The sequence below is a fragment of the Staphylococcus sp. FSL W8-0774 genome, from assembly GCF_038006785.1.
Lineage (GTDB): Bacteria > Bacillota > Bacilli > Staphylococcales > Staphylococcaceae > Staphylococcus > Staphylococcus pasteuri.
The window spans coordinates 217,654-231,268 of the sequence record NZ_JBBOVW010000001.1 but is presented as its reverse complement, the minus strand read 5'-3'; the positions used below and the strand labels follow the sequence as shown (position 1 = coordinate 231,268).

Below are 13,615 nucleotides of genomic sequence, written 5' to 3'. Positions count from 1 at the left end.
TTTATCATCGAAAGGCTATAACACTATAGTTTCGATTGAGTATATTGAATTGATAATTTATGTAAATTTTTTCTAAAAATCAAAGGCAATACTATAGCTGGTATACATATACCGCTATTAATCGCTAATAAGAAATAATAAGGACCTAAATTAAACACTTTGAGTAAAATAAACATTAATCCCAAGCTCACAATTACACCGCATAAATAAATGATTGCTTGTGAATAAACAATGTTCATTGCATTTAATAACGTTTGATAAGTAAAGGCAATAATAGATAACATCACTATAGTTGCGGTTAAAAAAATAAATATCCATTCGATTTGATATGATTTACCTATCCAAATATTTATGACTAAATTCACCATCCATGTCATGAAAAACATACTTATCAAAATCATGCATATAATGATCATTAATTTTTTATGTATACGTTTAATATCTTGAAACTGTTGCGCTGTTAATTTAGCTATCATTAACGTCCAAAGTGGGGATAAAATAACCGTTGCCATAGTTAAAAATATTGAAAATAGTTTATACGTTAATTGGAATTCCACGGAATAAAAAGGACTGAAAAAATAGCCAATAAGTAGTGGTCCTGAATTTAATAAAGTTAATGAAGCTACGTCTAATAAAAAGAAACCTCCACCAAGTGACAATAATGGTTTAATTAAATCCTTTCGATACCCACTCATGTCTAATTTGACTATCTTTCTATATTTCTTAAAATAAAATACTGTAAAAATCAAAGATACACTTACATTTATTGAAAAATAAATTACGCATAACGATACAACGCTGTGTAAGCCAATCATGTTCATCGCTAATATTAATAAAGTACTAATGAATAAATTTAAAAATTGCATCAAATTAACAATATAAGATTGAAAATGAGCATGATAAATATAAGTTATGGTATTTAAATAAAATACAAATGGAAACATAAAGAATGTGATTAAAAACATTTGATTTACGTCTGATTTTGAATTTTTTATATGAAATAATGTTGTCCAATCCACCCATTGATTAACGATTAACCCTGCATAAAGTAATATAATTAAGGGAACAATCATCGCTACGTATGTCGTGTTGATGACTTCGTTTATACCATGTCGATCTTTCTTTTGAATAGCAATTGTTAATAGATTCCTTAAAGAATTAGAAATACCAAAATCCATAATATAAAACCATGTCATTGTAGATAATATAATTAACCAGATGCCATACAATTCATCATTGTTTAAGTATTGATTTGTCACTCGATAGAACAAGAAATTTGCACATAGTGATAATCCTGTAAATAATCCAATTAAAAGAACATTATTTTTATAGCTTTGATTCATGTTGTAATTCCATTCCTTCTTTTAAATAAATGCCCCATAATATATAACAAAAAATGCCAGCATTCGTTGAACTAAACATAATCATTTCTCCCATATTAACGAGTAACGTCGATATAAATAGTACGATAGTTAAACGAAATGGATGCTGTACAATGAACAACATAAACACGAGATAGATCAAATAACAAATTAATCCGAAAATACCTGTAAATATAATTAATGCAAAGAAAATATTCCCCGCTTCAAAGGTAAAGTTAAGTAAATCCAAACTTGTATTATTCACTGGTATACCAAATCCTCCACCAAATAAAGGGTACTTATCTAGTGCGTCCATTAAATATTCAATTTGTATATATCGAGAATATAATGCTTGGTCACTTCGCTGTCCTTTAACTAAAAAGGCTTTAATGCGTTCCTGAATAAAAGGATTCATAAAAATGATTACTACAGTCATAACTACACTACCGAAAATCAACCATTTATAACGCTTATGCATATTCATCAATAAGAAATACAAGCAGACACAAACAACAAATGATAATACACCTGTACGTGAATTAGTTTTCACTAGTTCATAAGTGCCAATTGCCACTATAATAAGTTGGCATATAATAAATTGTCTTTGATAATTGATTGATACAAGTATAAGTGTCAAACCCATTACCATAATGATTGCAAATAAATTTGGATGATTCAGTATACCTTGAAACGAATAACCATTAAGCAATTTCCCTATTGGTTGATTAATATAAAATGACGAACTTATAATCAACAACTCGATGTATACGGCTAACCAAAATATCAATTTTTTAAAGTCTTTGATCTGTGAAATTAATAATACAATGATCATTAACGGTAAAAAATAATTGATTAATTTAAGAATTGCAACCAATGGAAAGGCTGATGTCAACAAACTCGTAATCGCATATATTGTCATTAATAAGCACGAACCAAACACAAATAATGACATTACTTTACTTGTCGCCCATTGTCTTGAAGATTGATATAAGAAATAGCTACCACAAATGAAAATCAAGACATATTTCATTATATTAATGAATAATTGACTACCTTCAAAATCAATACCAGGCGAAATAAAATAACGCATCATATAAAGAAATATAAGTTTAACGACACCTATCTCACCTTGTTTAATGAGCAGCAAAGAACAACACATTGTAATCAATAATAAAGTTTGATTCTGTATGCTTAAGATAAATAAAATAATCGTTAATAAACACTCAATCCAAAACGAAATATTGATTTTAATACTTTTCTGCATTTACTTTCTCCACACCGTATCATTAATGATATCTTTATAACTTTGTATAATTTTCACTACCTTTTGAGAAACATGTATATCTTTATAGTCATTTGCCTCAATGATTGGAGATGCATTATCTTGCATCTTTTTAACCAGCGCAACCGACTGTATGATATTGTCAAAATGGATGCCGCCTAATACAATCGTTCCTTTATCTACTACTTCCGGTCGCTCTGTAGAATTTCTTAGTAATACTGCTGGAAATTTAAGTATTGCAGATTCTTCAGATAAGGTACCACTATCTGATAACACAACATATGCATTTTTCTGTAAGGCATTATAGTCTATAAAACCAAATGGTCGTAAACGCCGTACTAAAGGATGGAAGTTCACTTGTTGTTCATCAATCATTTTCCAAGTTCTAGGATGTGTAGAATAAATAATAGGCAATTGATAGTGTTCAGCGATTTGATTAATCGCATCCATTAATGATTGAAAGTGGTCTTTGTGGTTAATATTTTCTTCTCTATGTGCAGAAACAACGATATATTGTTGTGTTTTTAAATTGAGTCGTTCTAACACATCACTCGCTTCTATTTTAGACAACTGCTCATGTAACACTTCTTTCATTGGTGAACCTGTAACAAAAATATGTTCTCGTTTAATCCCTTCATCTAATAAATAACGACGACTATGTTCTGTATAAGGTAAATTAATATCACTAATATGATCTACTATTTTACGGTTAATTTCTTCTGGAACATTTTGATCAAAACAACGATTGCCCGCTTCCATATGAAAAATAGGAATTTTCAATCGTTTGGCAGCAATAGCTGATAAACAACTATTTGTGTCACCAAGTATTAGCAATGCATCTGGTTTCTCTTTCTTTAATACGTCATAGGCCTTTTCTATAATATTTCCCATAGTTTGACCCAAATTATCACCAACTGAATCTAAATAATAATCTGGTTCTCTTAACGATAAATCTTCGAAAAACACTTGGTTTAAGGTATAGTCGTAGTTTTGTCCTGTATGCACTAATATGTGATTAAAGTAAGTATCACATGCTTTAATTGTTGCTGATAATCTTATAATTTCAGGTCTCGTACCTATAATCGTCATTAATTTCAACTTTTCCATATTTATACCTCCAAGAAATATGTATCTGGATGTTCAGCATCGAAGATCTCGTTAGCCCACATCAAAGTGACCATATCTTCTTCACCTAAATTTTCAATATTGTGTGTATAACCTACAGGTATATCTATGATTTCCAATTTATCCGAAGACACTACATATTCAATAATTTGTTTGCTATCAGGTAATCGAAAGCGAATGATACCTTTCCCAGCTACGACTAAAAATTTTTCATTTTTAGTATGATGCCAATGATTTCCTTTAACTATACCTGTCTTAGAAACATTAACAGAAATTTGTCCTCGATCTGACGTTTTAAATATTTCTGTAAATGAACCTCTGTCATCTTTATGCATATGCAATGGATAGCCGAATGCATTATCAGGTAAATAACTTAAATATGTGCTGTATAACGCCTTTTCAAAAGGATCTTCTAAATAAGGAAGCGACAATGTTTCTCTCATTTTTTTGAAACGTCGTAATAACTGTTCAATTTGACCTAACGTTTTACGATGTACATTGGGTACAATTGCAAATTCTGCTTGCTTCGTTGGATGGCCATTAATCGCTCTTATTAATTCACGAATAACATCATCAATATAATTCAATTTAAGTTCTTTAGTTGAATCAGTGACATGGATAGGTTTATTTCGAGCAATGTTATAACAAAATGTCGCAACCACTGAGTTATAATTAGGCTTACACCACTTACCAAATAAATTTGGCAACCTGTATATAATAACTTCATTTCCATGGACTTGTTTAAATTGTTGTAGTAACAATTCTGCTTGTAATTTACTTCTTCCATAATGATTATCTAATTCTGCTTGTATTGACGATGTAAATATAATCGATGGTCTTTTTTTATTTTTACTAACGATTTGTAACCAGTCTGAAAGTTGATTCACATTACATTTATTAAATATATCTTGTCTCTGTGTATCACTTATATCTTTTGTGGAATTAAAGCGATTCAAAGCAGCTAAATGAACGATAATATCAGCATTTAATAGATATTGTTCTACTAATTTGGAGTTAGTTTCACGAGATATTTCATAGACTTGATATTGACTATAATTTCTCAATTCAATACAAAGGTTTCGTCCTATAAATCCTTTCGCACCAGTTACTACAATATTCATTCTTAATGTTCCTTCCCTGCAGTTGTTATTGAGTCTGATATACTTTTAATTCATTTCTTACATACTCTAAAGTTAATAATTTTTCTTTAATTTCTGCTACATTTAGTCTTTGTGTATTATTAGAATTATATTCATAAATTGTTTTGTCATGATGTTGTCCTTCATCAAAGTACTTATCATAATTTAGGTTACGTGCGTCTACAGGTATTCTGAAATATTCTCCTAAATCCTCGCAGCGTGCATATTCTTCTTTAGTTAACAAAGTTTCTGCCTCTTTTTCTCCATGCCTTGTACCTATAATTTGGATATCATTATTTGCCTCAAACAATTCTAATAAAGCTTGTGCTAAGTCTTGAATTGTACAACTAGGTGATTTTTGAACCATAATATCCCCATTTTCAGCATGTTTAAAAGCATAAATAACAAGTTCAACAGCTTCGTCCAAGCTCATTAAAAATCGAGTCATTAAGGGATTTGTAATTGGTAACGGCTCTCCTGCTTTAATTTTTTCAATGAATAAAGGAATAACTGAGCCACGTGAAGCCATGACGTTACCATATCTTGTTCCACATATAACAGTTGCTAACGGGTCGACCTTTCTCGATTGAGCGACAAATGTTTTCTCCATTAATGCTTTAGACATGCCCATAGCATTAATCGGATACGCTGCCTTATCTGTAGATAAACAAATAACCTTTTTTATTTTGTGATTGATAGCACTTTGTAACATATTAGCAGTACCTAAAATGTTTGTTTTCACCGCTTCTAATGGAAAGAATTCACATGAAGGAACTTGCTTTAATGCTGCTGCATGAAAGACAAAATCAACACCATTCATAGCTAATTCAATACTGGATAAATCACGTACATCTCCAATATAGAATTTTAATTTTTCACTTTTGTATTGTTTTCTTAAATCATCTTGTTTCTTTTCATCTCTTGAAAATATTCTAATTTCTTTAATACCGGTGTTAAGCAACCTTTGAAGAACAGCGTTTCCAAAAGATCCAGTACCACCCGTGATTAGTATCACTTTATCTTTAAACATAATAAAAAATCTCATATTTATAAGAATATTCTGACTAATAATCTTAAAATGACTTCCACCATTATCCATTCACAGATCCATAGATTCATTTGACTACGAAATAATAACATTTAGTATTTTGAATGTTATTATTCAGAGGTGATACACAACCATTTCTTTTATTAAAACCATTTTAAAAATCGTTTAATTGTTTCCGGTTTACATGGTCTATCTGAATATATCACTTCGTTATTTACAATTGCTTTAGCATTTTGAATCATTTCTTCTATTTCATTACGATATGATGATAGCTTTCGCTCATTAAATAATCCATTTAATGCGAAGGGGCGTTGTTCTATAGAATGTGCATCCGAAGCAATAAAGTGAGCTAGATGACAGTCAATTAAACGTATAGATAACCTTTGAATATTTTTACCAAATTGACCTAATAACGAATCTGCTGTCAATTGACTCAACGCACCATTGCAAATTAACTCGTATAAGATACATGGATTTTTAGCAATCATTTTATTCCTTTCAGGATGAGCTATGATAGGTATGTAACCTCTGGTTTGTAATTCAAAAAATAAACGTTTGGTAAAATGAGGAACTTCTCCAAAAGGAAATTCAATTAATAAATATCGAGATCTATTTAATCCTTGAATACTACCCTCTTCAATACCCTGTATAATTTCATCAGTTATTCTTATTTCCTGACCTGGATAAAACTCAATCCCTAATGATTTAATTTCAGGTAATTGTTTTAATTCCGCTAATTTAAGTGACGTTTGTTGAAAGCTATTTTGATATTTAGGATGTAAATGATGTGGCGTAGCGATGATGCAAGTAATTCCTTCTTGTTTTGCTTGTTTAAGCAATTGGATCATTGCTTCTTTTGATTGTGGGCCATCATCCATATTAACCAATATATGGTTATAAATATCAATCATGATTTGTCATCTCCGTAGTAAGCATAATATTTAGAGTTCTTCTCTTGAGGTGCTTTATTTAATACGATACCAATAATTTTTGAGCCACTTTTTTCAAGTAATTGTTTACCTTTCTTAACTTCTTCTTTATTATTTGATTCAACGTTAACGACATATACTGCATGTTGCGTATAGTTAGAAAATAATTGTGCATCTGTGACTACATTTACGGGTGGCGTATCAATAATGACAAAATTATATTTTTCCGAAATATGATCAAACATATTTTTAAACGATCTTGAGGTAATGAGTTCTGAAGGATTTGGTGGAATAGGTCCTGACGTAAGTACATCCAATCCTTCAATGTGAGTAGATTGAATCGCACTTTCATAATCTGACCATTTAAGTAATAAACTAGACAATCCTTCATTATTAGGCAACTTAAAAAGATAGTGCTGTGTCGGTTTACGCATATCACCGTCAATAAGTATCGTTTTATAACCAGCTTGGGCAAATGAAATTGCAAGATTAGCAGATGTGGTTGATTTACCAGACCCTGGTCCATCTGACGTAACTACAACACTCTTAATAGGATCATCCGCACTTGCAAATAAAATATTTGAGCGAATACCTCTAAATTTTTCACTAATAGGAGATTTCGGTTGTTCATTAACAATTAATTTGGGATATTTTCTTCTTACATTTGACATTGTACTTCCTCTTATACTTTAAATTTTTGTATGACACCTAAAACTGGTAACTGCAATTCATCTAAAACATCTTGTTCAGTTTTAATGCGTCTATCTAAAATATGTTTTAAATAAATGATAAGCAATGTTAAACCTAAAGCCGCAAGACCAGTAAGAAGCATATTATTAGTTATATTCGGTGCTACTTTATTCTCAGTATCGCTCGCTTTAGATAATACAGATACATTATCTACATCCATAATATCGGGCACTTCTTTAGCAAAAACTTTTGCAACTTTATTTGCTATCTTCGCCGATACCTTGGCATTTTCTGTCACTATAGAAACATTAATAATTTGAGAATTCGATTGATTCGTCACTTTTACAAATGAACTTAATTCCTTAACATCGTATTTATAGTCTAGTTCTTTTGAAACTCTCTCAAGTATCCTTGGACTTTTAATTATTTCTGCATATGTATTAACTGACTGCAAACTATTTTGCACATTATTTGGGTTTACGATATTGTTCTCAATTTGTTTCTGATTAACTAAGATCTGTGTCGAAGCCGCGTATTTCGGGGTTACGAATAATGATGTAAAAATTGCACTTAAAATCATAAAGATAACAGGGATGGTGATAAGTTTTTTAATATTTTTACGTAATACTTTGAAAATGCGACTTAAGTCTACCTTTCCTTCCATCATAGGCCTCCTCAATTAGACGTACTATCATTGCTGTGTTGAAGCGCTATTTCGACTATTTGTTCTATTTATAAAATTGTGCCAACGCTCACTATTATAAAATGAATTTTATAATAAATATATCGAATTTCATTATATCATGTTTTTTGAGCGATATATATTCAAAAAATGTATTATTAGGTCTCTTTTTTTCGAATAATTCGTATCATTTTCTCTAAGCCATAAAATATGTGAATCAATTTATACTCAGTTCTATCTTATATAAATAAAACACCTACTCGATACAACTTCGAGTAGGTGATCTCACTTAATTATGAAATTGTATATGTTTTTTCTCATAAAAATGGTTCACTGTATTGAGTAAAATACCTAAAATAATGATGCTTCCTGAAATAAACGTAATCGTCAAATAAGGTAAACCTATAGATAGTAAAATTGATCCTAATATAGCTCCAATAAAATTAGCAACGTTAAATATAGATGCAGCTAATGTACTTGCAAGTAATGGTGCTTCTTGAGCACTTAAAATAATTTTACTATTAAGCAATGGTGTTGTTCCAAATGTACCAAAACCAAATAAAAAGCAGATTAAAAATGCTAATATCGCATAATGCACGAATGTTACAAATAAAATGATTGTGATAAATAGCAATAAGAAAGTATAGAATAAATATTTAGTTAATGCATGTTCTGGTACACTTCCTGTGACTAAATTGCCTATTACCCCACCGAGACCAAATAAAAATAAACATATTGTTAAGCCGACGATTTTGAATGGTGCAAACTCATGTATCATTGGTTCCATAAATGTATATGTTGTAAATACACCTGAGTAACCAAAGACAATGATTGCTATAATGATTAAGATGTGAGGGTTTTTGAATACTGTTAATTCTTTAGAAATATTTACTTCTGAACTTAATGATACATGTGGCGTGAATTTCATCATGCCTAGCATTGTTATGACAGCTAACATAATCATAATGCCAAAAACAACTCTCCAATTTGCTAATCCACCTAAAAATGATCCAAATGGTACGCCTATCATTACTGCTATAGTCAATCCAGCTTGCACTAAGGCAATGGCTTGTGGTTTTTTAGCAGGTGGCGCAACTGCTGCTGCTACACTCATACAAACACCAAAGAAAGGTGCATGCATTGCCGCAGACAATACTCTAGATAATAATAATACATAAAAATTAGGTGCTAACATTCCTATTACATTACTAATAACAAATATCGCTACGAGAAGAGGTAATAGTCGATGTGCATGTACTTTCATAGTAGAAATTCGCATGAAAGGACCTATTACTGCAACACTAATGGCATAAACACTTACTAATAAGCCTGCACTTGAAATAGATACACGCATATCATTGGAAATTTGAGTTAATAATCCTGTTACGACATACTCAGCCATTCCTACAGTAAATGTACCTAACATAAATATGAAAAACATCATTTTATTTTCTCTCATCACTGCTTCCCCCTTTAATCGTTTCGTTAAAAAATCAACATGCGTGATATATTACAAAAAAATTGGAGGTACGTGAAGAGGGAAATTGATATTTTTTTAAATACTCCAAGCGAGTTCTCATAAGCTTTCATTTTATTTTCATTATATTAAAATTAAGACAATTTTTAATTAAGCATTCTAAAGCATCATCTTTAAAAAATCATAATTCTTCTCTTTGAATTACTTTGCATTATAATGTATATTTTTTAAAATTGACGATTATGTGACACCAAGTAATTTTTACTACATACTAAATAAGCAGGATTATTCATTTAATATACAGTAATATGTATAAACGTTATAATATAAGAAAATATATTAGGAATTATTGTATAGGAGGTATAACATTGGGAAACCAACGTAAAGATCAAGATGAAAAAGTAATTGATCAAGAAGATAAGAAGTATAAGCAATCGTTTTGGGCAGATGTATTGAGCTTTATCCCCGAAATAATGAGTGGTATTGCCCGTGTTATTCGTTCTTTATTTTAAAAAAATTGAAGTTGATACCTTGAAATTTACTTATTTTTTACAAAAACTTAATTTTTTCACCATTTGTCTTTACAAATCGTTTAAATTATTATATACTAGTTTCTGTTATTGATTTGGAGGGATACTCAAGTCTGGCTTAAGAGGCCAATCATTTATGATTGGTAGGAGCTTTTAGCTCGCGTTGGTTCAAATCCTTCTCCCTCCGCTACTTATATTAAAGCAAGTTCTTCATTGAAGAACTTGCTTTTTTTATTACCTAATTAATTAACGAGGAGTATCGAATAAATCGATACTCCTTATTTGGTATATTTAAATTTATTTATGAGGATGGAATGTTTTTTGTGGTGTATAAATTGTAACACCATATTTATCTGCAATTCTTTGTGTTTCTTTATTAATTAATTGATTATATTCTTTTACTGAAACTTCACTCGCTTTAGGTAATCTACTTTCTAATTCTTGATATTGTTTTTCAGTCATACCTTTAGGAGCAATACCACCATATGGGCGTTCACCTTGTTTTGTTTGTTGTGTATGTTCTACTTTGTTAGTATCTTGCTTTTGAACTGAGCTTGCATCCGCCACACTAGATACTCCTGCCATAGCAATTGTTCCAGCCAATACAGATCCTGCTAACATTGTCATCTTTTTCATTGTTAAAATCTCCTTCCAAAGTGAATAATTAACTACATACTCATCATAACAATTTTTTAATTTTAAATCATTTATTTTTATAATTTTTACATAAATTTAACTTTTATATTTTACTATAGTCACTATTAATTTTTAAATATAAAAGAGCACCTAACAAATATATTAAATTTTGTTAGGCGCATTTTTAAACTTTTTTATTTAAATAATTCTTTTAACACTTTGAATAATGAACCGATTAATTGGAAGAAGTCTCCAGACATATCGCATTCTCCTTTCTTTATTTTCTATATAATTACTTATTTAAGCATGTGCCTTTTCCTCTGATGTTAGTTTTTCACTTTCTACTAAATCAGCTGCTAAGCCATGCCAGAATTGTTGTAATTCTTCTCTAGTTCTCACTGTATCAGAGCTATCTTGTCCGACAAAGTCAACGTGGTCCCAATCGTGTCTTGTTGGTGTTACTTGCCAAATGCCCTTTTGATTTTTATCTGTAGCATTTGTATATTTTTGATTAAATGGGTGTTGTGAAGAAATAACTGATACAAGGCCATCATTTTCACGCCATTCTTTTTCAGTTGCTTTACCAATTACGTTACCAGTTAAAGTAAACGGCAAGAACATATTTAAATCTGCTTTTTGTCTACCAAATAATCCTTTATGCGTTGCTTCACCTGTATATGTTTTATAGACAATGTTTGGATTTAATGATGTTTTACGGTTTAAATCTGTAGCACCATCTCTAGTTAAATCGTATAACCCACTATCTTGTGATTTCCATAATTTAGAATTTTTCACACGTTTGACATAGTCGATATATGATTCATTAGGTTTTTGTTTTAAGCCCCATTGAGATAATCCGAAATCTACTCTTGAATCTTTATTACCAAATGCTTTACCTAAATCATAAACGACTTGTCTTACAACCGCTTCATTTCCGATTAAATCAGATGCATGCGTACCATTGTGAGGTGTTCCTAATGTTGTAATTGAAGAAACCATATTATCATTATTACCTTTATACAATGGTGAAATTGTGCCACCATGTTTCTTCTGATAATCAATTTCTTCTTGATTACCATTTCTTAATAGTTCTTCAAGTTGTCGAATCGTTTGACCACCCATACTATGTCCTACTAAATGGACTTTTTGACCAGGTTGCCAATCTTTATAAACACCTTCGTACGTTTTACCATAACGGTCATGACCGTATTTTGCAGCGTGAGCAGCACCGTAGTCTACACGACCACCTTTAATATAGTAGTAAAGTTCTACTGCTCTATCATAGTTACTACCAAAAGCACTGATACTTGCTTCGTATGATTTATAACCATTTTCTTCTAAGTCTTGGCGAATATTCATTTTATCGCCACCCCAATAGTGTGAAAGTACTGCTGGGTTAATATCATCTGTAAAACCATTGAATCCATGTACTAGAATAATTGGATCATGGTTTTTATATTGATCTTGTTTAGCCTTCTTGTTTGTTTGATCTTTATTAGCAACAGTGGCATTATTTTTAGATTTATTGTTTAAGGTTGCTACTGAATTTGATTTTAAAGCTTTCAAACCATCTTTTTCTTCTTTATCTTTTTTACTTGGATTATCTTTTGATAGTGTAGTAGTACCATTTTCTAATTCATCTAAAGAAATAGCTTGTTTCTTTTGTTTTGTTGATTTAGAGGCATTTGTTTGATTTAATCCTTTATTATCTTTCGAAGCAGTTTGTTGAGCAGTTACTTTATTTTGTGGCTGTGTTGTTTTACCTACTCTACTGAATTCTGGATCTACTTGCTTCTCTTTGTCGGCCTTGTTGTATTCTGGATCCACTTGCTTCTCTTTATCTGCTTTGTTGTATTCTGGGTCGACTTCTTTATCTTTGTCGGCTTTGTTATATTCTGGGTCTACTTGCTTCTCTTTATCTGCTTTGTTGTATTCTGGGTCGACTTCTTTATCTTTGTCGGCTTTGTTATATTCTGGGTCTACTTGCTTCTCTTTGTCTGCTTTGTTGTATTCTGGGTCGACTTCTTTATCTTTGTCGGCTTTGTTGTATTCCGGATCTACTTGCTTCTCTTTATCTGCTTTGTTGTATTCCGGATCCACTTGCTTCTCTTTATCTGCTTTGTTGTATTCCGGGTCGACTTGCTTCTCTTTGTCTGCTTTGTTGTATTCCGGATCTACTTCTTTGTCTACTCTTTGTTCATTTGTATTATTATTTTTTAACTCAACAGATGATTCATTATGTAAATTTGATTTTACTTCTTCATTTTTATTATTATTCTGTACTTCAACATTATCATTATTATTTTTTGATTCACTAGATTGATTTAATTGTTCATCTTTAACATCATTCCCATGTTGTTCCCCAATAGATTGTGCTTGTTTAGCTTCAGAATCTAGATTTCCCTGATCTTGATTTTCAGCTGCTTGTGCAGAACCGCCACCGATAAATAATAAGGCTGCAATTAAAATCGATGATGTTCCTACGCTAAATTTACGAATACTATATTTATTTTCTCTATTTTTCATATTCAGCACCTCTATTTTATTTTTAATTTTCAAATCAATTCTATGTGACTAGATAAATAAATTAATGATTGCACGTGGTAAAAATTCAAATAGTTTAGTAAACCAAGCTTTCATAATGACCATCCTTTCTCATTTAATAGTAAGCGCTTTCAAAAGCATTAAAATAAAAAATCCTTTTTACATTAAAACC

12 protein-coding genes and 1 tRNA gene are annotated in these 13,615 nt (G+C 30.8%); 2 read left to right on the top strand and 11 right to left on the bottom strand.

The genetic code is table 11. From position 1 onward, the window contains the following. Positions 1-23: 23 nt before the first annotated feature. The 9 genes from NSQ15_RS01015 to NSQ15_RS00975 all read right to left on the bottom strand — a co-directional run bounded on the left by NSQ15_RS01015 (position 24) and on the right by NSQ15_RS00975 (position 9,715). Positions 24-1,343: a hypothetical protein gene (locus NSQ15_RS01015; RefSeq protein ID WP_029055892.1), complete on the bottom strand. Its 1,320-nt coding sequence runs from the start codon at positions 1,341-1,343 to the stop codon at positions 24-26. Then, positions 1,327-2,625 (bottom strand): O-antigen ligase family protein, encoded by a 1,299-nt coding sequence (locus NSQ15_RS01010; protein WP_029055891.1) that lies wholly within the window; start codon positions 2,623-2,625, stop codon positions 1,327-1,329. The genes NSQ15_RS01015 and NSQ15_RS01010 overlap by 17 nt, the downstream gene beginning before the upstream one ends. After that, positions 2,626-3,750, bottom strand: coding sequence for a non-hydrolyzing UDP-N-acetylglucosamine 2-epimerase (gene wecB / locus NSQ15_RS01005; protein WP_017637269.1), 1,125 nt, complete (start codon positions 3,748-3,750; stop codon positions 2,626-2,628). Between the two features lie 2 nt (positions 3,751-3,752). After that, positions 3,753-4,889: a polysaccharide biosynthesis C-terminal domain-containing protein gene (locus NSQ15_RS01000; RefSeq protein ID WP_124760328.1), complete on the bottom strand. Its 1,137-nt coding sequence runs from the start codon at positions 4,887-4,889 to the stop codon at positions 3,753-3,755. A gap of 25 nt (positions 4,890-4,914) precedes the next feature. Then, positions 4,915-5,937, bottom strand: a complete 1,023-nt coding sequence (locus NSQ15_RS00995) for an SDR family NAD(P)-dependent oxidoreductase (RefSeq protein WP_046466921.1) — start codon at positions 5,935-5,937, stop codon at positions 4,915-4,917. A 161-nt stretch (positions 5,938-6,098) separates the two neighbouring features. Next, positions 6,099-6,866: a tyrosine-protein phosphatase gene (locus tag NSQ15_RS00990; protein ID WP_154873964.1), complete on the bottom strand. Its 768-nt coding sequence runs from the start codon at positions 6,864-6,866 to the stop codon at positions 6,099-6,101. Continuing rightward, positions 6,863-7,555 carry a polysaccharide biosynthesis tyrosine autokinase gene (locus NSQ15_RS00985; RefSeq protein ID WP_017637273.1) on the bottom strand — a complete coding sequence of 231 codons (693 nt, stop codon included), beginning with the start codon at positions 7,553-7,555 and terminating at the stop codon, positions 6,863-6,865. Before NSQ15_RS00985 ends, NSQ15_RS00990 begins: the two co-directional genes overlap by 4 nt. A gap of 11 nt (positions 7,556-7,566) precedes the next feature. After that, complete coding sequence (locus NSQ15_RS00980; protein WP_340746875.1) at positions 7,567-8,238, bottom strand: Wzz/FepE/Etk N-terminal domain-containing protein; 672 nt, start codon at positions 8,236-8,238, stop codon at positions 7,567-7,569. 307 nt (positions 8,239-8,545) lie between these two features. Further along, positions 8,546-9,715: an MFS transporter gene (locus NSQ15_RS00975; RefSeq protein WP_070453371.1), complete on the bottom strand. Its 1,170-nt coding sequence runs from the start codon at positions 9,713-9,715 to the stop codon at positions 8,546-8,548. A 386-nt stretch (positions 9,716-10,101) separates the two neighbouring features. Between NSQ15_RS00975 and NSQ15_RS00970 the strand changes: the two genes are divergently transcribed. Beyond that, the gene (locus NSQ15_RS00970; RefSeq protein WP_017637276.1) at positions 10,102-10,245 is read left to right on the top strand and encodes a hypothetical protein; all 144 of its coding nucleotides are present in this window, start codon (positions 10,102-10,104) and stop codon (positions 10,243-10,245) included. Between the two features lie 115 nt (positions 10,246-10,360). Then, positions 10,361-10,450, top strand: a tRNA-Ile gene (locus NSQ15_RS00965). Positions 10,451-10,560: 110 nt separating this feature from the next. On the opposite strand, the gene NSQ15_RS00960 is transcribed toward NSQ15_RS00965, so the two are convergent. Next, on the bottom strand, positions 10,561-10,899 hold the full coding sequence (locus NSQ15_RS00960) for a hypothetical protein (protein ID WP_017637277.1): 339 nt from the start codon (positions 10,897-10,899) through the stop codon (positions 10,561-10,563). A 300-nt stretch (positions 10,900-11,199) separates the two neighbouring features. Further along, entirely contained in the window at positions 11,200-13,425 is a 2,226-nt protein-coding gene (lip, locus tag NSQ15_RS00955) for a YSIRK-targeted triacylglycerol lipase (RefSeq protein WP_340746874.1), read from the bottom strand. Between the last annotated feature and the right edge of the window lie 190 nt (positions 13,426-13,615).